Annotated in this window: 15 protein-coding genes; 8 read left to right on the top strand and 7 right to left on the bottom strand. The window is 70.1% G+C overall.

The features are described from left to right. Window positions 1–60: 60 nt before the first annotated feature. A complete protein-coding gene (locus AOP78_RS05255) occupies window positions 61–1926 on the bottom strand; it encodes a beta-glucoside-specific PTS transporter subunit IIABC (protein WP_062202169.1) in 1866 nt (621 codons plus the stop codon). 453 nt (window positions 1927–2379) lie between these two features. Here AOP78_RS05255 and AOP78_RS05250 point away from each other — a divergent pair, with 453 nt between their 5' ends. Together AOP78_RS05250 and ptsP are read left to right on the top strand one after the other, a co-directional pair. After that, window positions 2380–2652, top strand: coding sequence for an HPr family phosphocarrier protein (locus tag AOP78_RS05250; protein WP_062202168.1), 273 nt, complete (start codon window positions 2380–2382; stop codon window positions 2650–2652). Next, window positions 2649–4331: a phosphoenolpyruvate--protein phosphotransferase gene (gene ptsP / locus AOP78_RS05245; RefSeq protein WP_062202167.1), complete on the top strand. Its 1683-nt coding sequence runs from the start codon at window positions 2649–2651 to the stop codon at window positions 4329–4331. The genes AOP78_RS05250 and ptsP overlap by 4 nt, the downstream gene beginning before the upstream one ends. Window positions 4332–4439: 108 nt before the next feature. On the opposite strand, the gene fucO is transcribed toward ptsP, so the two are convergent. Together fucO and AOP78_RS05235 are read right to left on the bottom strand one after the other, a co-directional pair. Then, the gene (fucO, locus tag AOP78_RS05240; protein ID WP_152659411.1) at window positions 4440–5594 is read right to left on the bottom strand and encodes a lactaldehyde reductase; all 1155 of its coding nucleotides are present in this window, start codon (window positions 5592–5594) and stop codon (window positions 4440–4442) included. A 224-nt stretch (window positions 5595–5818) separates the two neighbouring features. Then, window positions 5819–6397, bottom strand: a complete 579-nt coding sequence (locus tag AOP78_RS05235; protein ID WP_062202165.1) for a TetR/AcrR family transcriptional regulator — start codon at window positions 6395–6397, stop codon at window positions 5819–5821. Between the two features lie 148 nt (window positions 6398–6545). Between AOP78_RS05235 and AOP78_RS05230 the strand changes: the two genes are divergently transcribed. From AOP78_RS05230 to AOP78_RS05215, 4 genes are all read left to right on the top strand, one after another. Beyond that, complete coding sequence (locus AOP78_RS05230; RefSeq protein ID WP_062202164.1) at window positions 6546–6992, top strand: organic hydroperoxide resistance protein; 447 nt, start codon at window positions 6546–6548, stop codon at window positions 6990–6992. Between the two features lie 187 nt (window positions 6993–7179). Then, on the top strand, window positions 7180–9696 hold the full coding sequence (gene treY / locus AOP78_RS05225) for a malto-oligosyltrehalose synthase (RefSeq protein WP_062202163.1): 2517 nt from the start codon (window positions 7180–7182) through the stop codon (window positions 9694–9696). Then, window positions 9693–11432: a malto-oligosyltrehalose trehalohydrolase gene (gene treZ, locus AOP78_RS05220; protein ID WP_083979847.1), complete on the top strand. Its 1740-nt coding sequence runs from the start codon at window positions 9693–9695 to the stop codon at window positions 11430–11432. The genes treY and treZ overlap by 4 nt, the downstream gene beginning before the upstream one ends. 8 nt (window positions 11433–11440) lie before the next feature. Further along, window positions 11441–12328: an alpha/beta hydrolase gene (locus AOP78_RS05215; protein ID WP_083979846.1), complete on the top strand. Its 888-nt coding sequence runs from the start codon at window positions 11441–11443 to the stop codon at window positions 12326–12328. Between the two features lie 18 nt (window positions 12329–12346). On the opposite strand, the gene zapE is transcribed toward AOP78_RS05215, so the two are convergent. The 3 genes from zapE to gnd are packed head-to-tail and all read right to left on the bottom strand — an operon-like array spanning window position 12347 to window position 16026. After that, on the bottom strand, window positions 12347–13330 hold the full coding sequence (gene zapE, locus AOP78_RS05210; RefSeq protein WP_062202160.1) for a cell division protein ZapE: 984 nt from the start codon (window positions 13328–13330) through the stop codon (window positions 12347–12349). Window positions 13331–13363: 33 nt separating this feature from the next. After that, on the bottom strand, window positions 13364–14587 hold the full coding sequence (locus AOP78_RS05205) for a carboxylate--amine ligase (protein ID WP_236685299.1): 1224 nt from the start codon (window positions 14585–14587) through the stop codon (window positions 13364–13366). A gap of 5 nt (window positions 14588–14592) precedes the next feature. Continuing rightward, window positions 14593–16026: an NADP-dependent phosphogluconate dehydrogenase gene (gene gnd / locus AOP78_RS05200; protein ID WP_062202159.1), complete on the bottom strand. Its 1434-nt coding sequence runs from the start codon at window positions 16024–16026 to the stop codon at window positions 14593–14595. A 102-nt stretch (window positions 16027–16128) separates the two neighbouring features. Between gnd and AOP78_RS05195 the strand changes: the two genes are divergently transcribed. Together AOP78_RS05195 and AOP78_RS05190 are read left to right on the top strand one after the other, a co-directional pair. After that, window positions 16129–16689 carry a DUF3000 domain-containing protein gene (locus AOP78_RS05195; RefSeq protein ID WP_062202158.1) on the top strand — a complete coding sequence of 187 codons (561 nt, stop codon included), beginning with the start codon at window positions 16129–16131 and terminating at the stop codon, window positions 16687–16689. Beyond that, window positions 16686–17954 (top strand): HRDC domain-containing protein, encoded by a 1269-nt coding sequence (locus tag AOP78_RS05190; protein WP_062202157.1) that lies wholly within the window; start codon window positions 16686–16688, stop codon window positions 17952–17954. The genes AOP78_RS05195 and AOP78_RS05190 overlap by 4 nt, the downstream gene beginning before the upstream one ends. On the opposite strand, the gene dxs is transcribed toward AOP78_RS05190, so the two are convergent. Continuing rightward, window positions 17951–19819: a 1-deoxy-D-xylulose-5-phosphate synthase gene (gene dxs / locus AOP78_RS05185; RefSeq protein ID WP_062202156.1), complete on the bottom strand. Its 1869-nt coding sequence runs from the start codon at window positions 19817–19819 to the stop codon at window positions 17951–17953. The genes AOP78_RS05190 and dxs overlap by 4 nt on opposite strands. Window positions 19820–19915: the final 96 nt, after the last annotated feature.

The raw sequence follows: 19915 nt of genomic DNA, 5'->3' as shown, positions 1-19915 counted from the left end.
ATTCGACGGACGTGGGTCGGGGTTCGCGCCGAGCTCTCGGCGCGAACCCCTTCCGTCACATCACCGGACGACGGTGAGCAGGTAGTCCGCTCCGCCGACCTTGGCGTCCGTCGACATCGTCACGTGGTTGCCTTCCTTCGTGTTGGTCACGATGACGAGCGTCGTCGTGTCGAAGTTGGCTGCCCCGAGGGCCGCGATGTCCGCCTCGCAGAGCACGTCGCCGCGGGACACGTGGTCACCCTGCTTCACCTTGGGCTCGAAGTGCTTGCCCTCGAGCTTCACAGTGTCGATCCCGATGTGCACCAGCACCTCGAGACCGCCCTTGGTGCGGATGCCGTACGCGTGGGGCATCGCGGTGATGACCTCGCCATCGACCGGGGCGACGATCGTGCCGCTCGTCGGCATGATGCCGGCGCCGTGACCGAGCGCACCCGAGGCGAACGCCGGGTCGGCGACCTCGGCCAGCGGGATGACGGTGCCCTCCACGGGAGCGCCGACCTCGACATCGAGCTCGTCGAAGGCCTCGTCACCGACGGCCTCCTCCTCCTCGGGAATGTCCTTGAATCCGAGCACCAGGGTCAACGTGAAGGCGATCACCATGGCGAGACCGGTACCGATGAGCTGCAGCGTGAAGTTTCCGATGTTGATCGCGGCGGTGAGGGTGATGAGACCCGGGAGCACGAAGCCCTCGGCAGCCGAGCCGCCGGATGCGGCGATCGCACCACCGATGGCGCCACCGATGACACCGTAGATGAACGGCTTCTTGAGACGCAGGGTCACACCGTAGATGGCGGGCTCGGTGATACCGGCGATGATGCCCGAGATCGCGGCCGGACCGGCGACACCCTTGAGGTCCTTGTTCTTGGTCTTGATGAACACCGCGGCGGCCGCGGCACCCTGGGCGAGCACCGCAGCAAACAGCGGGCCGGTGAGGAGCGAGTAGCCCTGCGTGGACAGGTCCTGGACCATGAAGGGCACGAAGCCCCAGTGCAGGCCAAAGATCACGAAGACCTGCCACAGGCCACCGAGGATCGCGCCACCGACGAGCGGGCTGAGGCCCCAGACCCAGTTGACGCCCTCCGAGAGCATCGTGCCGAGCCAGTCGGAGATCGGGCCGATGACGATGAAGGTCGCGGGCACGATGACTCCGACGGTGACCATCGGGCTCACGAAGTTGCGGATCGACGAGTGCAGGACCTTGTCCAGCACGATCTCGAACTTCGACTGGACGTACACGGCGAGGATCACGGGGATGACCGCCGACAGGTACGCAGGCATGATGACCGGGATGCCGAAGAAGTCGAGCGACTCCCCCGCACCGGCCCACGCGTAGAGCGTCACTCCGCCCAAGGCGTCGAGCGCAACGGTCTGCGAGTAGATCAGCGCTCCGGCGATCGCGATCGAGACCCACTGGTTCGCCTTGAACTTCTTCGCCGCGGTGACGGCGAGGAAGATCGGCAGGAACTGGAAGGTGGCATCGGCCGCGGCGTAGAAGATCGCGTAGGTGTTCGTCGTCGCGATGTCGCCGTTGAAGGCCACCGCGGTCGCGAGGAACGCCTTGAGCAGACCGGTGCCGGCGAGCACCCACAGGAAGGGGGTGAAGATCGAGGTCACCAGGTCGATGAGCCTCGCCCCGATGCCACCGGAGGCGTTGCCGCCCTCACCTGACACGCCCTCGTTCGCGACCACGCTCTCGAAGACCCTCGAGACGTCGTTGCCGATGACGATCTGGAACTGACCGCCGGACTCGACGACGGTGATGACGCCCTTCGTCGACTCGACCTTGGCCTTGTCGGCCTTGTCGCGGTCCTTGAGGGTGAGGCGGAGACGGGTCGCGCAGTGCGTCGCCGAATTGATGTTGTCCTTCCCGCCAACTGCCTCGACGACCGCGTGAGCGATCGTGTCGAACTTGGTCGGAGCTGCCATGATTCCTCCTTGAATCATCTGCCGAGACCGAGGACCCCCTCAGACGAAAAAAGACCCGGACCTCGAGAAGGGACGCTTCGCAGCAGCCGAGGGCTGCTCGTCCTTCGAGACCCGGGTCTTGCCTGAAGCAGTCACAATCCCGTGTGTTCGATCGCGGGCCATTCCGCGATTGAAGCGAAGATAACACCCGTCGAACAGCAACGCAAGCAGTTCTCGACATCGCTGGCATGTCGCCTCCGAACCGGTTCGTCACATCTCGCGCGCGCGAGACACGTGACCGACGCGACACGTGGTTGCGCTTCATCTCTCAGCGAGGTAGTGTCCCGTTCATTGACGGATTGTTACCGGTTCTCACGGGCAAGACCTGGATGTGGCTCACCAGCCGCTCCGGGTCTTTTTTGCTTCCCGGGCAAGTCCGCTTCCAGCAACGGAGCTCGAGAAAGGGCACATGTCATGCCGCAGCGCACCACCACTGTTTTCAACAAGACCGGACTGCACGCGCGTCCGGCCGCGACGTTCGCCAAGATGGCCGGCGCGTCGGGTCACGCGATCACGATCGCGAAGGACGGCGCCGCTCCGATCGACGCCTCCAGCATCCTGGGCCTCATGGGCGCGGGGCTGAGCTGCGGCGACGCGGTGACCCTCACGGGAGACGAGGGCTCGGAGTCGATCCTTGACGAGCTCGTGACGATGCTCGAGTCGGACCTGGACGCGGTCTCCGCATGAGCGTCGAGACCTCCTCGGCGACGCTGACGGGGATCGGCGTCGGCCGATCCTGCGCCGTCGCGCCGGTCGCGTTCGTCCACGCGGCCCCCAAGGCCCCCGCCAACGAGGCGGCTCCCGCCGACGTCGACGCGACGCTGAGTGCGACGCAGGACGCCTTCGATGCCGTCGCCGCGTCGCTTCAGGCGCGCGCCGACGCCGCCTCCGGCAATCTGGCCGAGGTCCTCCAGGCCACCGCGCTCATGGCCTCCGACATCTCCCTGCACGGCGACGTGAAGAACCGCATCAGCGCCGGCACGGGACCGGCCACGGCCGTGACCGAGGCCGTCGCGGGCTTCGCCGCGATGTTCGAGGCCGCAGGCGGGTATCTCGCCGAGCGCGTCACCGACCTCAACTCCGTGCGCGACCGCGTGGTCGCCCGCCTGCTGGGCGCCGACGAGCCCGGGCTGACGCTGACCGAGCGCTCGATCGTCGCCGCCGAGGACCTCTCCCCCGCCGACACCGCGACGCTCGACCTGGACCTCGTGGCCGGCATCGTCACCGAGCTGGGCGGGCCGACCGGGCACACGGCGATCATCGCCGGCCAGCTCGGCATCCCCTGCCTGGTGCGCGTGACCGGCATCCTGGGCGTGCCCGAGGGCTCGCTGGTGGCGGTCGATGCCGCCTCCGGCATCGTCACCATCGACCCCGACGCCGCCCTGCAGGACGCGTACGCCGCGCGCGCCGAGGCCGAGGCCGCCCTCGCGGCCGACACCGCACCCGGCGCCACCAGCGACGGACACGCGATCCAGCTGCTCGCCAACATCGGCACCCCCGCCGACGCCGTGCGAGCCGTCGCCGCCCACGCCGAGGGCGTGGGCCTGTTCCGCACCGAGGTGCTGTTCCTCGACGCCACTGAAGCACCCACCGCCGAAGGCCAGGCCGCCACCTACAAGGAAGCGATCGACGCGCTCGCCGGCCGCAAGCTCGTGGTCCGCACGATCGACGCAGGAGCAGACAAGCCCCTGGCCTTCGCCACGCAGACAGACGAGGAGAATCCCGCACTCGGCGTGCGCGGCTTCCGCCTGGCCCGCACCCTGCCCGAGCTCATCGACACGCAGGTGACCGCGCTGGGCACCGTCGCGGACGAGACCGTGTGGGCGATGGCCCCCATGATCGCGACCCCCTCCGAGGCCCGCGACTTCGCCTCCCGCGCCCGCGCCGCAGGCATCGGCAAGGTCGGCGTCATGGTCGAGGTCCCCGCCGCCGCGCTACGCGCCGAGGCGATCCTGAACGAGGTCGACTTCGTCTCGCTCGGCACGAACGACCTGGCCCAGTACACGATGGCCACCGACCGCCTCCGGGGCGAGCTCGCCGACCTGCTCTCGCCCTGGCAGCCCGCCGTGCTCGAGCTCGTGCGCGCCACCGCGCAGGCCGGCCTCAAGCTGGGCAAGCCCGTCGGCGTGTGCGGCGAGTCCGCCTCCGATCCGCTCATGGCACTCGTGCTCACCGGGCTGGGCATCACATCGCTGTCCATGTCGCCCGGCGCGCTGCCCGCGGTGCGCTACGCGATCCGCCACCATACCCAGGCACAGTGCGAGGCCATCGCACAGGCCGTCCTGTCCCAGGACGAGGCAGGCCCCGCGCGCGACGCCGCCCTGGCCAAGGTCGACCCCGACGTCCGCGAGGCGCTCGGGCTCTGAAGCCTGCGTCCGCGCCAGGTCCCACTCCAACCACCCGGCGCGGACGCCGTCTCACACAACACAAGGCGGCCGGCACCCTCAGGTGCCGGCCGCCTTGTTCGTTGTCGCTCAGCCGAGCAGCGAACCGTACAGAGCGGCGATGTCCTCAACCGTGGCCGTGCGCGGGTTACCGCCCGTGCACACGTCGGCGAAGGCGGCCTCCGCGAGGGGCTGCACGTCCTCAGGCGTGGCGCCGACCGCGGTGATCGTCGTCGGGTTGCCCAGGTCGGTCGTCAGCTTAGCGACCGCGTCGACGGCCGCCTTGCGGGCGTCCTCGAGCGGCATGGTCTGCGCGTCCGCGACGCCGAAGGCCTCGGCGATGTCGCGGTACTTCTCGCCGGAGTTCGGCGCGTTGTAGGCCATGACAGGCGCGAGCAGGATGCCGTTGGCGACGCCGTGGGGCGCCTCGAAGAACGCGCCGAGCGGGTGCGCCATGCCGTGCACGAGGCCCAGGCCGACGTTGGAGTAGCCCATGCCCGCGATGTACTGGGCGAGCGCCATGCGCTCCATCGCCTTCTCGTCGCCGTCGGCGGCGTCCTTGAGGGCGCTCGCGATGACCTGGATGGCCTTGAGGTGGAAGAGGTCGGACAGCTCCCAGGCGCCGGCCGTGGTGTAGCCCTCGATCGCGTGCGTGAGGGCGTCGAGGCCGGTCGCGACCTTGAGGCTGCGCGGCGCGGTGGCCATCATCTCGGAGTCGACGACCGCGAGCACGGGGATGTCGTGGGGGTCGACGCACACGAACTTGCGGCGGTTCTGGACGTCGGTGATGACGTAGTTGATGGTCGTCTCCGAGGCGGTGCCAGCAGTGGTGGGCACGGCGATGATCGGGACGCAAGGGTTCTTGGTGGGCGCCACGCCCTCGAGCGAGCGCACGTCGGAGAACTCGGGGTTCGCGACGATGATGCCGATCGCCTTGCAGGTGTCCTGGGGCGAGCCGCCGCCGATGCCGATGAGGACGTCGGCCCCGGACGCCTTGAACGCGTCGACGCCGGCGAGGACGTTCTCGATGGGCGGGTTGGGGACGACGTTGCTGTAGACCTCGAAGTCGATGCCGGCCTGCTCGAGCAGGTCGGTGACCTTGCCCGTCACGCCGGTGTCGACGAGGACCTTGTCGGAGACCACGAAGGCCTTGGCGAAGCCGCGGCCCTTGATCTCGTCGGGGATCACGGAGATCGAGCCGGCCCCGAAGTAGGCCGTCTGGTTCCAGATCATGCGCTGTGCCACGTTGCACCTCCAGTCGTGGGCCGCGTGGCCCGAGGGATGTTGACGGGCCTCGCCCGCTAAGTGAATCGTTTCAAACTCTTCGACCGATCCGCCGGGACCGAGGTCCCGCGCGCCCGCCCCCCGAAGAGAAGGAACGCACTTCGAGCATCGTCCTGCGGCCGCCGCGTCACCTGAGACGGAGGTCCTGGTGCCCCTGCCTGCCGACAGGGCTGGGCGCGGGAGGATCAGTCGGAGCTGTCGACGATCGCGCCGACCGCGCGCCGCAGCGCGGCCGTCACCGACTCGGGGTCGCCCGAGAGGTAGCCGGCTACCATCGCTCCGTCGCGGAGCATCATGATCTCGTCGGCGCGGTCGCGCGCCTGCGCGACCCCGACGGCCTCGAGGCGGTCGGCGATCTCCTCCGCGAGCCACCCACGGAAGCGTGACACGACCTCCCGCACGGGATGGTCAGGGTCTGCATATTCCGCCGCGGCGTTGATGAAAGGGCATCCCCGGAAGCCGGGCGCGCACATCTCGTCGCCGATCGCGCGCGCGAGCGCGCCCATCCGCTCTCCCTCGGGCAGGGACCCTGCTGCCTGGACGATGCGTCGCGCGCCTTCCAGCTCCGCCTCGAGGTAGGCGACCACCAGGTCGTCCTTGGTCGGGAAGTGCCGGTAGAACGTGACCTTCGCGCAGCCGGCCTCGGCGAGGATGCGATCGGCGCTGACCGCACGGATCCCCTGCTCGCGGAACATCCTCGTCGCCGCCTCGAGGATGCGCTGCCGCACCGGGCTCTCGGGCCGCGCCTGCAGCACCTCGGTCATCGCTCCTCCTCACCCGCGCGTCGGTCTCGACACGGGAACATTGTGCCTCTCGTAGACGTAGACATACTAGTTCGTCTACATTGGATCACGAAAGGTTCGCGGCCCCCGGAGCATCTCGCTCCACCGCGCACCGCGCTAAGGAGCACTCATGACCGCGAAGCCCAAGGTCTTCTACACCGCCACCGCCAAGGCCACGGGAGACGGCCGCAAGGGCCACGTCGCATCGTCCGACGGCCTCATCGACCTCGATCTCGTCATCCCGAACCCGCTCATGACGCCCAAGAAGGCGAACCCTGAGCTGCTGTTCGCCTCCGGCTACTCCGCATGCTTCAACTCGGCCTTCCAGAGCGCGGCGAAGATGATGAAGATCAAGCTCGAGGGCTCGCACGTCACCGCCAAGGTCGGCATCGGGCCGGTGTCGATGCACGAGTTCGCTCTCGCGGTCACTCTCGAGGTCGAGGCGTTCGGCATCGACCAGGCGACCGCCGAGGAGATCGCCGCGAAGGCCGACACGATGTGCCCGTACTCGAACGCTGTGCGCGGCAACATCGAGGTCCAGGTCACGGTGACCGCGCGCGAGTCGATCGACGCGTGACCTGACGGGGCCGCCCCGCTCGGGCGGCCCCGGGTCCAGGCGCCTCACGGCCCGGCCCGGCCTGGCCGAGCCATGCGGCCATCGATCGAGCGGACGATGCTTTACCTTGCTTTGCCAGGGAATTAACACTCCCGTGACCGGGTTCTGACATGATTGAAGCCGGACACCGACGAGGGGAGTCACCTCCATGGCAGACGGACCGCATGAACGCGCCAAGCGGCTCGGACACCGGCCTGATGCGCCGGTTCCCACTTCGACCTACCGCCTTCAGCTGACGCAGGACTTCACGTTCGCGGACGCGGCGGAGCGACTCGACTACTTCGAACGGCTCGGGGTCTCCCACCTGTACCTCTCCCCCATCCTCACCGCCGCGCCGGGGTCGACGCACTTCTACGACGTCGTCGACCACTCGAGAATCTCGGAGGCGCTCGGCGGCGAGGAGGCGCTGCGGGATCTCGCCTGGAAGGCAGGCGAGCGCGGCATCGGCCTCGTCGCGGATCTCGTGCCCAACCACATGGCGGTGCCCACTCCCGCCTACCACAACCGCGCGCTGTGGTCCGTGCTCGCCGAGGGCGCGGATTCGCCCTACGCCCACTGGTTCGACGTCGACTGGTCCAGCGGGGACCCCGTGCTGATGCCCGTGCTCGGCCAGCGCCTCGGCTCGCTCCTCGCGGGCGACGAGCTCCAGCTGGACCGCATGGTGGTCCCCGGTCTCGAGGACGCGGGCGAGGTTCCCGTGCTGCGCTACTACGAGCATGTGTTCCCCGTGAAGGAAGGCACAGAGAACCTGCCGATGGCCACGCTCGTCGACGAGCAGCACTACCGCCTGGCCTACTGGCGCGTCGGCAACGAGGAGCTCAACTACCGGCGCTTCTTCGACGTCGGCTCCCTCGTCGCGGTGCGTGTCGAGGACCCCGACGTCTTCGACCAGACCCACCGCGTCATCGTCGACCTGGTCAAGGACGGCACCCTCGAAGGACTGCGCATCGACCATCCCGACGGCCTCGCCGACCCCGCCGGCTACATCGAGCGGCTCTCCGAGGCGACCGACGGCGCCTGGATCGTCGTCGAGAAGATCCTCGAGGACGACGAGCAGCTCCCCACCGCCTGGAAGACCGCGGGCACCACGGGATACGACGCCGGATGGCGCGTCGGAGCGCTGCTTCGCGACCCCGCGGGCGCCGCTCCCCTCGCGGGCACGCTCTACCGGCTCACCGGAGACGCGCTCGGGTCGCTGCCCACGCTCATCCAGGACGCGAAGCGGGAGATCGTCAAGGAGTCGCTGTCGAGCGAGGTCCACCGGCTCGCCAACCTCGCCCACCAGATCTGCGTCTCCGACGTCCGCCTGCGCGACCACACGTGGCGCGCGCTCTACGACTCGATCCGCCGCCTCCTGGTGGCGTTCAACCGCTACCGCGCCTACGTCGTGCCTGGCACGCCTCCCAAGCCCATGTCGCTCGACGCGATCGACGAGGCCGCCCACAAGGCACGGGAGCTGCTGGATCCCGAGCGCTACGAGACGCTCGACGTCGTCGTCGACCTGCTCAAGGGCCGCGAGGTCGGCTCCGCCGGCCAGACCGAGGGAGCGACCCGCGCCGAGCTCATCACGCGCTTCCAGCAGGCGTGCGGCGCGGTCATGGCCAAGGGCGTGGAGGACACCGCCTACTACCGCTGGACGCATCTGCTCCCGCTGTGCGAGGTCGGCTCGCCCGCCGTGCGCTTCGCGCTGCCCCCCGCAGGCTTCCACGCGTGGGCGTGGGAGCAGCAGCACACCTTCCCGCACGCCATGACCTCGCTCACCACGCACGACACGAAGCGTTCGGAGGACGTCCGCGCGCGGCTCGGGGTCCTCAGCGAGGTCCCGGAGGACTGGGACGAGCTCATCAACAGGCTTCATGCGCTCTCGTCCGAGCTCATGCCGTCCCAGCTCGACGGCCGGATGGAGAACCTCTGGTGGCAGACCCTCGTCGGCACCTCCGACGAGGACGGCATGATGGAGTGGGAGCGGCTGTCCGGCTACCTCACCAAGGCGATGCGCGAGGCGAAGACCTACACGACGTGGACCAAGATCGATGAGGAGTACGAGTTCGCGGTGCAGAGCTTCGCGCGGGCCACTCACGGGGACCCCGCGGTGCGCGAGATCGTCCTCCAATGGCACCACGACACCGCCGAAGGCGTGCGCGCCGCCATTCTCGCCAGCAAGCTCGTCCAGCTCACGATGCCGGGCGTGCCGGACTGCTACCAGGGGAACGAGTGCGTCTCCCCCTCGCTCGTCGACCCCGACAACCGCCGTCCCGTCGACTACGACTCGCGCGACGAGTCGCTCAAGCACCTCGAGAAGGGCGGCAAGCCCCGCACCCTGTGGGAGGAGAAGCTCCTCGTCACGACCCGAGCACTGCACGCCCGCCGCGAGCACCATGAGGCCTTCATGGGCGAGACCTCCGGTTACCAGGCGCTCGCCTCGTCGTCGGGCCATGCGGTCGTCTTCGCCCGCACCGTCGGCGAGAGGGCCGAGGTCGTCACCGTGGCCACGCGGGTCGCGCTCGAGCTCGAGCGACTCGGCGGCTGGTCCGATGCCACCGTCCAGCTGCCCGAGGGCAGATGGCGCGACGTGATCGGCAAGGGTGAGTTCGACGGCGGCATGGTGCCGCTCGGGGCGATGCTCAAGCACCACCCCGTCGCGCTGCTGGAGCGTGTCGAATGAGGGCCCGCGTCTGGGCACCCGACGCGACGCGCGTGGACGTCCACCTGCGCCCCGACTCGACGGATCCGTTCATCGAGCCCATGGAGCGCGCGGACGGCGGCTGGTGGACGGGCCCCACCCTCGTGCCCGGCACCGACTACGCGTTCGCCATCGATGGCAACGGCCCCTTCCCCGACCCGCGTAGCGCGTGGCAGCCCCACGGCGTCCACGGCTTCTCTCGCGCCTTCGACGCGTCGGCGCACCGGTGGGGGGACCACTCGTGGGCCGGGCTGACCGCGCTCGGCGCCGTCACGTACGAGCTCCACATCGGGACGTTCACCGAGGGCGGCACGCTCGACGCGATCGATGCCTCACGCCTCGAGGACCTCGCCGCGCGCGGCATCGAGATGATCGAGCTCATGCCCGTCGCGGCCTTCCCGGGCGAGCGCGGGTGGGGCTACGACGGGGTCGCGCTCTACGCGGTGCACGACGCCTACGGCGGCCCGGAGGCGCTGCAGCGGTTCGTCGACCGCGCGCACGTCGCAGGGCTCGGGGTATGCCTTGACGTCGTCTACAACCACCTCGGTCCCGATGGGAACTACCTGGCGCAGTTCGGTCCCTACTTCACCGATGCCCACGACACGCCGTGGGGCTGGGCGGTCAACCTCGACCAGCCTCAGGCCCACGAGATGCGCGCGTTCCTGATCGACAACGCGGTGAGATGGCTCCGCGACTTCCACCTCGACTGCCTGCGCCTCGACGCCGTCCACGCGCTCCAGGACGACTCGCCGCGACACCTGCTCGCCGAGATGTCCGACACCGTCGCCGAGCTCGCCTCCGAGCTCGGACGGCCGCTCTCGCTCGTCGCGGAGTCCGACCTCAACCAGGCCTCCATGGTCACGCCCACCGCCGACGGAGGTCTCGGGATGACCGCGCAGTGGGCGGACGACGTCCACCACGCCCTCCACGCGTACCTCACCCAGGAGACTCACGGGTACTACGGCGACTTCGGCTCGGTCGAGACGCTCGACAAGGCCTACCGTGGCGTCTTCGTGCACGACGGCTCCTACTCGACCTTCCGCGGCAAGGACTGGGGCGCTCCCGTGCCGGATGCCATGGATCGGCAGCGGTTCGTCGTGTTCGCCTCGAACCACGACCAGATCGGCAACCGTGCGCTCGGCGACAGGCCGTCGGCGCGGCTCACGGAGGGCGCCCAGGCTGCCTCTCTCGCACTGATCCTGCTCAGCCCCTTCACGCCGATGCTGTTCATGGGCGAGGAGTACGGCGAGACGACGCCGTTCATGTTCTTCACCGACCACGACGAGCCCCTCGGCTCCGCCGTGTCGAAGGGACGGATGAGCGAGTTCGCGGGGCACGGATGGGACGACCTCTACGGGGGCGCGCCGGATGTCCCAGACCCGCAGAGCCGCGGCACGTTCGTCGGATCGAAGCTCGGGGCCGCGCCGCCATCCGCTGAGGCCAGGCGGCGCATCGAGGACTGGACGGCGGCCGTCATCGCCGCCAGAGCGCGCACGCTCGAGCCCGGCGCGTGGGCGGTCCACCCCGTCTCCGTGTCCGAGCGCGCGCCGCGCGTGGTCACCATGATCGGCCCCGTGACGGTGCACGCGAATCTGTCCTCCGAACCCAGCATCGTCCCCGGCGCTGAGGTGATCGCGACGTTCGGCGAGGTCACGACCACCGCCGCCGGCATCGTCCTGGCACCCGACTCGGTCGCGCTCGTCGTCCCGCCGGCCTGATCTCGCCCATGCGCCCTGGATCTGGACTCGTCGGCCGTCTGGCCGTTCGCGCGATCTCGGTCACGTCCACACGGCGGTCGGGCACCCCCGGGGGACCGCACACCACGTTGCCCATCGATGTCAGCGAGGTCCGGGTGCCGACCCGACGGGGCGACGTCCGCTGCCTCATCTACACGTCCACGGCCGTTTCGAAGCCGATGCCCGTATACGTCAACCTGCACGGCGGGGGCTTTGTGATCGCGTACCCCGAGCAGGACGACGGCTGGTGCCGGTTCCTCGCGCACGCGTGCCGTGCGACCGTGGTCTCGGTGGACTACGCAGTAGCTCCCAGGAAGCCGTTCCCCATCGCGTTCGAGCAGATCCAGGACGTGGTCCGCTGGGCCGCGAGCCCGTCTCGGCCCTGGGACGGCTCCCGGCTCGCGCTCGGTGGCCAAAGCGCTGGAGGCAATCTCGCCGCTGCGGTCTGCCGCGCGGGCAGCCCCGCGCCCGTGAGACTTCAGGTCCTGCAGTACCCGCCGCTAGATCTGACCATCGACCCCGGGAACAAGCCCCATCCGAAGGGCGCGATTCCGCCGTTTCTCGCGAGAGCCTTCGACGCGGCCTACGCGCCGAGCGCCTCGCTTCGCGCGGATCCCGGGGTTTCGCCCGGCCGAAAGGTCGAGGCGAGGGATCTGCTGGATGTCCCGCAGGCCGTCGTCGTCCTGTGCGGGAGGGACTCCCTGGAGCCCGAGGGTCGGGAGTACGCGGGGGTCCTGGCGGCCGCGGGAAGGCTCGTCGACCTCATCGAGGTGCCCGAGTCGGGGCACGGATACGACCACAGCCGCACCGTGACCCCGGAGCGCGTCGACGAGATCTACGCGCGGGTCGCCTCACACGTCAAGGCAGGGCTGAGCTGACCGCCGCCGCGTCACCTCTCACTCGCGCGCGGCCATCGCCGTGAGCCGCGACAGCGCCCGGAAGTACTTCTTGCGGTAGCCGCCGCGAAGCATGTCCTCAGGGAACACCTGGTCCAGCGGCGCACCGGACGCGACGATGCGCACGTCGCGGTCGTAGAGCCGGTCGACCAGCGCGACCACGCGAAGGGCCTGAGCCTGGTCGGCGAGCGGCGCGACGTCCCGCAGGCCCAGCGTCGCGATCCCCGCGACATAGGCGCCGTAGCGGCTCGGATGCACGTGCCACAGGTCGTCGACCAGGGCCGCCCAATCCTCGACGGCCCCCGAGGGATCACCTCCGACCTTCTCCACGAGCGCGGGCGCCGCGGGCTCCGGCGCGCGGAGATCGCCTCGGTGCCGATAGTCAGGGCCGTCGATCGTCACGACCGTGAACAGGCTCGCGACGGCCTGGATCTCGCGCCGGAAGTCCTCGGCCGCGAACCGACCCTCCCCCAGGCTGTCGGGAAGTGTGTTGGAGGTCGCCGCGACCGCGACGCCCGCGTCGGTCAGCTCCCGCATGAGCCGCGCCATGAGGAGCGTGTCCCCCGGGTCGTCGAGCTCGAACTCGTCGATGCACACGAGCGCGAAGCGCGACAGCTCCCCGCGCGCGGCCGCGAACCCCAGCGCGCCCACCAGATGCGTGTACTCGACGAAGGTACCGAAGGCCGCCCGCGCGCCGATCGCGTGCGCTGCCGCGGCAAGCAGGTGGGTCTTGCCCACGCCGTAGCCGCCGTCGAGATACAGCCCCGTACCGCCGCTGGTCGGCCTGAGCCCGGGGATGCCCCTGCGCACGGACCGCGTCGCGAAGTCGCGCGTCCTTTCGCGCGCGGCCGCCTGGCTCGGATAGTCGGGATCGGGCAGGTACGTGTCGAAGGCCGCGTCCGCGAAGTGGGGCGGCGGCACGAGCTGATCGACGAGCGCCGAGGGTGTGAGAGTCGGGCGACGTCCCACCAGTTCCGGGGTCATGTCACGCGAGCCTAGCGATCCGGACGGCGCGGATCAGTGCCCGGACTCGGTGGGTCGCGGGTAGTACTGGAGGTACTTGCGCCAGTAGTTCCAGGTCAGGGCGGTGATCACGCCCCAGCGCTTGAAGGACCGGTCCTCGGGGTTGTGCAGCGGGCGCGCGATCCCGCGCTTCGCGACCTGGGACACACGCTGTCGCAGCGCGCGCTCCGGGAGGTAGCGGCGCAGGAGCGTCAGGTGCACCACCGAGTAGAGCACCGACTCGTCGCCGTGGACCGGCGTGATCGGCGACTCGTCGAGGTCGGCCATGACGTGGTGGGCGGGGTTCACGCCGGACGCGGTCGTGTACCAGTTGTTGCGTCCGATGCGCGGGTTGACCTCGAAGAACACGTGCCGGCCCGTGCGCGCGTCGCGCTTGTAGTCGGCGTTCGCGAAGCCTCGGTAGTCGACCCGGTCCAGGTAACGGCTCATCGCGTCCATCGCGTCGGCGTAGGGCTCGGTGAGGATCGCCGCGGGCACCCCGAGCGTGCCGGGAGTGTGCTCCTCGAGGAGCACGCGCCCCGTGACGAGCATCGTCACCTTGCCGCGCGCGTCCCGATACGCGGTGAGGGACCGCATCTGCGTCTCGTCCCCGGGGATGAACTCCTGCAGGAGGTACGTGCCCGTGAAACCCGCGGCGCGAAGGCGCTCGAGCAGGTCGTCCACGCCCTCGCGGTCCGCCAGGTCGTGGATCTTGAGCTTGCCCGGGTAGTCGACGTAGTAGAACTCCGCGGACGACGCGGGCTTGCCGATGACGGGGTAGGTCAGGAGCCCCAGGTCCCTGCTCGGCGACGGGACGCCGTCCTTGAAGGACACCTCGACCGTGCGCGGCACCGGGATGCCCAGCGCCTCGCAGTCCGCCTGGAACAGCGCCTTGTCCGACACCCTCGCGAACTGCTCCTCGGTGCACATCGGCATCTCGTAGCGAGGCTCGAGGCGCTCGCGCGCGGCGGCGAGGGTCTCGACGTACCAGTCCGCGTTGGTGAGCAGGACGAGCCGCTCGTCGGGCCGCTCCGCCGCGATCGACTCGAGCGCGGCGATCAGCGCGTCCGCGTCGTCGACGTTGGCGATCACCTGGTCGGCGATCCGCGTGTGGGCGAAGGCCCTCGTGTGGACGCGCGACACGATGACGCCCCGCACCCCGTACGCCTCATGGAAGGCGCGCATGAGCGCGTACGCGCCGATGTCTCCTCCGACGAGGACAGGGGTCGGGGCGCGCACCGGGGCTAGGCCTCGACCTCGCTGCGGTCACCGGACCACAGCGTGTGGAACGTGCCCTCAGCGTCGACCCGCTTGTACGTGTGCGCGCCGAAGAAGTCACGCTGGCCCTGGATCAGCGCGGCAGGCAGGCGCTCGGAGCGCAGGGCGTCGTAGTACGCGAGCGACGACGAGAAGGCCGGCGTGGGAACACCTGTCAGAGCCGCCTGCGACACGATCCGACGCCACGCGCCGACGCCGCCGCACAGGATGTCCGAGAAGTACGGGTCGACGAGGAGCGTCGCGAGATCGGAGTCGCGCTCGTAGGCCTCCGTGATGCGGTTGAGGAACTGCGCCCTGATGATGCAGCCTCCGCGCCAGATGCGAGCCATCGCGCCACGGTCGACGCTCCAGTCGAACTCCGCGGAGGCGGCCTGGATCTGGTCGAAGCCCTGCGCGTAGGCGACCACCTTGGACGCGTACAGCGCGAGACGGACATCCTCGATGAACCCCTCGCGGTTGGTGATGTGCCAGTCGCCTGTCGACGCCGAGAGCACGTCGCGAGCCGCCTCGCGCTGGGCGAGCTGGCTCGAGATCGCGCGGGCGAAGGTCGCCTCGGCGATGCCCGTGACGGGGACCCCGAGGTCGAGAGCGCTCTGGACCGTCCAGCGGCCGGTGCCCTTCTGTCCCGCCTGGTCGGCGATGACGTCGACGAGCGGCTTGCCCGTCTTGGCGTCGACCTGCTTGAGCACCTCGGCGGTGATCTCGATCAGGAACGACTCAAGGTCGCCGTCGTTCCACTCGGCGAAGATGTCGCCGATCTCGGAGGGCGTGAGGTCGAGCGCGTCGCGCAGGACCTGGTACGCCTCGCCGATGAGCTGCATGTCGGCGTACTCGATGCCGTTGTGGACCATCTTCACGAAGTGACCCGCGCCATCGGGGCCGACATGGGTGCAGCACGGCACGCCGTCGACCTTCGCGGAGATCTTCTCCAGGATCGGGCCGAGGGTCTCGTACGACTCGGCAGGGCCACCCGGCATGATCGACGGGCCGAGGAGGGCTCCCTCCTCACCGCCCGACACGCCACAGCCCACGAAGTGCAGGCCCTTGGCCTTGAGGTCAGCCTCGCGCCGACGCGTGTCGGGAAAGTGCGCGTTGCCCGCGTCGACGATGATGTCGCCCTCGTCGAGCAGCGGCACGAGCGAGTCGATCACCGCGTCGGTCGCAGCGCCGGCCTGGACCATGATGACGATCTTGCGCGGGCGCTCGAGCGCCGCGACGAAGTCCTCGAGCGACTCGCAGCCGACGAAGTCACCCTCGGTGCCGTGGTCCGCCAGGAGGGATGTCATCTTCTGCGGCGAACGGTTGTGAACCGCGACGGTGAACCCGTTGCGCGCGAAGTTGCGGGCGAGGTTGCGGCCCATGACCGCGAGCCCGGTCACACCGATCTGAGCGAGGGACATAGCACTTCCTTACGTCGGGGAGAACTCCGCGTACCAGCCTAGAGGGTCGATGACAGCGTGGCGTACGATGACGGGAGCACCGAGGGTCCTAGTCTCAGGATCATGGCACCCGACCTCTCCTCGGCGCCGCCCGTCTTCCAGGACGCGTTGCGGTCGATCAGGGACGCTCGGACACGATCCGACGTGCGGCTGTCGGAGAGTCCCGCGCCCACCCGGATAGCGCCGTTCGCCGCCGCTGTCGACGGCGAGGTCATCGGTGCCGATGTCGAAGGCACCGGCAGGTTCGTGTTGCTGCACGACCCTGAGGGCCAGGAGACCTGGGAAGGCACCTGGCGCGTCGTGGCGCTCGTCAAGGCCCTCGCGGACGCCGAGGTCGGCGCCGAGGACATCTGGGCGGATGTCGCGTGGTCGCGCCTCGAGGAGGCGCTTGAGGATGTGCCGCACAGGCACCGAGGAGGAACTGTGACGAAGGTCGTCTCGAGGTCGTACGGCGATCTCGACGAACGTCCCGATGAGGTCCGGGTGGAGCTGCGCGCGTCGTGGACGCCCGCCGACGCGAAGATCGGCCCGCACATCGTGGCCTGGACCGAGCTGCTCGCGTCGTGCGCGGGGGTGCCTCCGGTGCCCGAGGGCGTCACGCTGCTCCCTGGGGGCCGCGCATGAGCGCCGAGGCACCCGCCGAGGAGGCCGACCAGGCTCCCGTGCCCGTTCCGCTCACCGAGCCGGCGGGCGGGGTCCCGCCCGTCATCGACACTCCCGAGGCCTTGGCCGAGGCGGTCGCCGCGTTCGCGAACGGCACCGGTCCGATCGCGGCTGACGCCGAGCGCGCCTCGGGCTTCCGCTACGGCCAGGCCACGTATCTTGCGCAGTTCAAGCGGGCGGGGGCGGGCATCGCGCTGATCGATACCGCTGCGCTGCCGGACCTCTCGTCCCTGCAGCAGGCGGTCGGTGACGCCGAGTTCGTCTTCCACGCGGCAAGCCAGGACCTTCCTGGGATGCGCGAGCTCGGGATGGCGCCCGCAGCCGTGTTCGACACCGAGCTCGCCGCTCGCCTCCTCGGGTGGCCCAAGGTGGGCCTCGCGGCGGTCGTGGAGCGCGTGCTCGGCCTCGCGCTCGCGAAGGAGCACTCGGCTCAGGACTGGTCGACGCGCCCGCTCCCCCACGACTGGCTCGTGTACGCCGCGCTCGATGTCGAGGTGCTGATCGAGATCCGCGATCACCTGGAGGCCGAGCTCGCGGCCGCGAGCAAGCTCGAGTGGGCGCGGCAGGAGTTCGAGGCCGCGCGCGTCGCGGGTCCCCCAGCGCCCCGCCCCGAGCCGTGGCGGCGCACCTCCGGAAGTCATCAGGTCCGCGACCAGCGAGGGCTCGCGATCGTGCGCGAGCTGTGGCTCAGCCGGGATCGCGAGGCGCAGCGGAGGGACATCTCCCCCGGCAGGGTCCTGCGGGACGCCGCGATCGTCGCGGCCGCTCACGCGAAGCCCGCCACGTACGCCGCGCTGCTGGAGCTTCCCGAATGGCGCTCCCGCGGAACCAAGAAGGCGGCCCCGCGGTGGTGGCCCGCGATCGAGACCGCGATGACGCTGCCGACCGAGAAGCTTCCCGCGCGACGCGGACCCAAGGGCGACGGCCCGCCTCCGCCCCGCGCATGGAACGACAAGCGTCCCGACGCCGCGGCGCGGCTGCAGCTCGTCAAGCCCAGGATCGCCGATCTGTCGGAGAAGCACGGGATCCCCGCGGAGAACCTCCTGCAGCCGGACGCCGTGCGGCGCGCGTGCTGGGAGCACCGGGGCGGCGGACAGCCAGAGATCCGCGACCTTCTCGCGTCCCGGGGCGCCCGCGAGTGGCAGATGGACCTGGTCGCACCCGTTCTCGCCGAGGCATTCCTCGAGGCCGCCGCGCAGAGCGCGGCCGACGACGCGGAAGGCTAGCGGGACAGCAGCGCGCTCGCGCGCTCCGCGATCGCGGACGCGTCGAGCCCGACGCGCTCCACGATCTGCGCGCGCGTCGCATGATCGAGGAACTCGCGCGGGACGCCGTGGTGCGACCATCGCGCGGTGCGACCCGCGAGTCGTGCGAACTCCGCCCACTCCTGACCCACCCCCGCGTCGGTGAGGCCGTCCTCGACGGTGACGACGAGCTCGGCGTCACCGAGCAGCTCGAGCAGCCCCTCGGGCACCGGGCGCACCCATGTGGCGGTCGCGGCGATCGCCGACCGGCCCTCGGCTGCGAGCTTGCCTGCGACCTCGACCGCGGTGGGCGCCATGGCGCCGATGCCGAGCACGACGACCTGGGCGGGCCCCTCACCGAGCTCGGTGAGGATCTCAAGGTCCTCCACGCGCCGCAGGGCCGGGAGATCGTCGCCCACGGCGCCCTTGGGGTAGCGCACCACCGTCGGGGCGTCGTCGACGTCGAGGGCCTCACGGAACGCCGACCGCAGCGTCGCCTCGTCGCGCGGAGCCGCGAGCCGCAGTCCCGGCACGTGGCGCAGGAGCGCCATGTCCCACATGCCGTTGTGGCTCGCGCCGTCGTCGCCCGTGATGCCGGCGCGGTCGAGCATGAAGGTCACGCCCGCCTTGTGCAGCGCGACGTCCATGAGCACCTGGTCGAAGGCGCGGTTGAGGAACGTCGCGTAGACGGCGACGACGGGGTGCATCCCCGCGAAGGCGAGGCCGGCGGCGCTCGTGACGGCATGCTGCTCGGCGATCCCGACGTCGATCACGCGCCCGGGGAACTCGTCCGCGAAGGGCTGCAGCCCCACCGGGGCGAGCATCGCCGCGGTGAGCGCCACCACATCGTCCCGCTCCCTCCCCACCTTCACCATCTCGTCGGCGAACACCTTGGTCCACCCGAAGCGCGACGGAACCACCGGCAGGCCCGTCTCGGGGTGGATCTGCCCGACGGCGTGGAAGCGGTCGGCGACGTCCTGCTCCGCTGGCTCGTAGCCGCGGCCCTTCTCGGTGAGGACGTGCACGAGGACGGGAGCGCCGTAGTCGCGCGCCTGACGCAGCGCGAGCTCGAGGTGCCGCTGATCGTGCCCGTCGATCGGGCCGATGTACTTGAGCCCGAGGTCCTCGAACATCCCCTGGTCAGTGAGCAGGCCCTTGAGCGCCCGCTTGGCGTGCATGACCGTCGTGTAGGTGAACGCGCGGAAGCGCCCGCGGTTCTGGAAGTTGCGCTTGCCCCAGCCCAGGAACTGCTCGTAGCGCGGGTCCACCCGCACGCCGTCCAGCTTGCGCGCGAGCCCGCCGATCGTCGGGGCGTACGAGCGACCGTTGTCGTTGACGACGATCACGACCCTGTCGTCGCTGTCCGCGAGGGAGTTGAGCGCCTCCCACGCCATGCCGCCGGTGAGCGCGCCGTCGCCGATCACGCCGACGGCGGTGCGCTCGGACTCGCCCTTGAGGGCGTAGGCCCTGCCGATGCCGGCCGCCCAGGAGACCGCCGTGGACGCGTGCGAGTTCTCGACCACGTCGTGCTCGCTCTCGGCACGCGACGGGTACCCGGACAGGCCCCCACGCTGGCGGAGCGCCGAGAAGTCCTGACGGCCCGTGACGAGCTTATGCACGTACGACTGATGCCCGGTGTCGAACACGAGCGAGTCGCGCGGCGACTCGAAGACGCGATGCAGCGCGAGGGTCAGCTCGACCACGCCGAGGTTCGGCCCCAGGTGCCCGCCGGTGCGCGACACGGAGTCGACCAGGGTGTCCCTGATCTCCTCGGCGAGCTCGCCCAGCTCCTCGTACGTGAGTCCCCGCAGATCCTGCGGTGACTCGATGCGCTCCAGCACGCTCATTCCTCCTTCGACGGGACCGGGGTCACACCACTTTACGCGGTTCCGCCCCCGGCGCTCGCGCCATGCCGGACGCTCACGGGCACACTCTCTCACGGC

Source organism: Demequina salsinemoris (assembly GCF_000974805.1).
Lineage (GTDB): Bacteria > Actinomycetota > Actinomycetes > Actinomycetales > Demequinaceae > Demequina > Demequina salsinemoris.
The sequence above is the reverse complement of the archived record's forward strand: the minus strand, read 5'-3'. Positions and strand labels throughout refer to the sequence as shown.

Bases quoted from the DNA above. Each gene is read 5' to 3' on its own strand.
- AOP78_RS05255 (WP_062202169.1), bottom strand. From the start codon at position 1,926: ATGGCAGCTCCGACCAAGTTCGACACGATCGCTCACGCGGTCGTCGAG.
- AOP78_RS05250 (WP_062202168.1), top strand. From the start codon at position 2,380: ATGCCGCAGCGCACCACCACTGTTTTCAACAAGACCGGACTGCACGCG.
- ptsP (WP_062202167.1), top strand. From the start codon at position 2,649: ATGAGCGTCGAGACCTCCTCGGCGACGCTGACGGGGATCGGCGTCGGC.
- AOP78_RS05235 (WP_062202165.1), bottom strand. From the start codon at position 6,397: ATGACCGAGGTGCTGCAGGCGCGGCCCGAGAGCCCGGTGCGGCAGCGC.
- AOP78_RS05230 (WP_062202164.1), top strand. From the start codon at position 6,546: ATGACCGCGAAGCCCAAGGTCTTCTACACCGCCACCGCCAAGGCCACG.
- treY (WP_062202163.1), top strand. From the start codon at position 7,180: ATGGCAGACGGACCGCATGAACGCGCCAAGCGGCTCGGACACCGGCCT.
- treZ (WP_083979847.1), top strand. From the start codon at position 9,693: ATGAGGGCCCGCGTCTGGGCACCCGACGCGACGCGCGTGGACGTCCAC.
- AOP78_RS05215 (WP_083979846.1), top strand. From the start codon at position 11,441: ATGCGCCCTGGATCTGGACTCGTCGGCCGTCTGGCCGTTCGCGCGATC.
- zapE (WP_062202160.1), bottom strand. From the start codon at position 13,330: ATGACCCCGGAACTGGTGGGACGTCGCCCGACTCTCACACCCTCGGCG.
- gnd (WP_062202159.1), bottom strand. From the start codon at position 16,026: ATGTCCCTCGCTCAGATCGGTGTGACCGGGCTCGCGGTCATGGGCCGC.
- AOP78_RS05195 (WP_062202158.1), top strand. From the start codon at position 16,129: ATGGCACCCGACCTCTCCTCGGCGCCGCCCGTCTTCCAGGACGCGTTG.
- AOP78_RS05190 (WP_062202157.1), top strand. From the start codon at position 16,686: ATGAGCGCCGAGGCACCCGCCGAGGAGGCCGACCAGGCTCCCGTGCCC.
- dxs (WP_062202156.1), bottom strand. From the start codon at position 19,819: ATGAGCGTGCTGGAGCGCATCGAGTCACCGCAGGATCTGCGGGGACTC.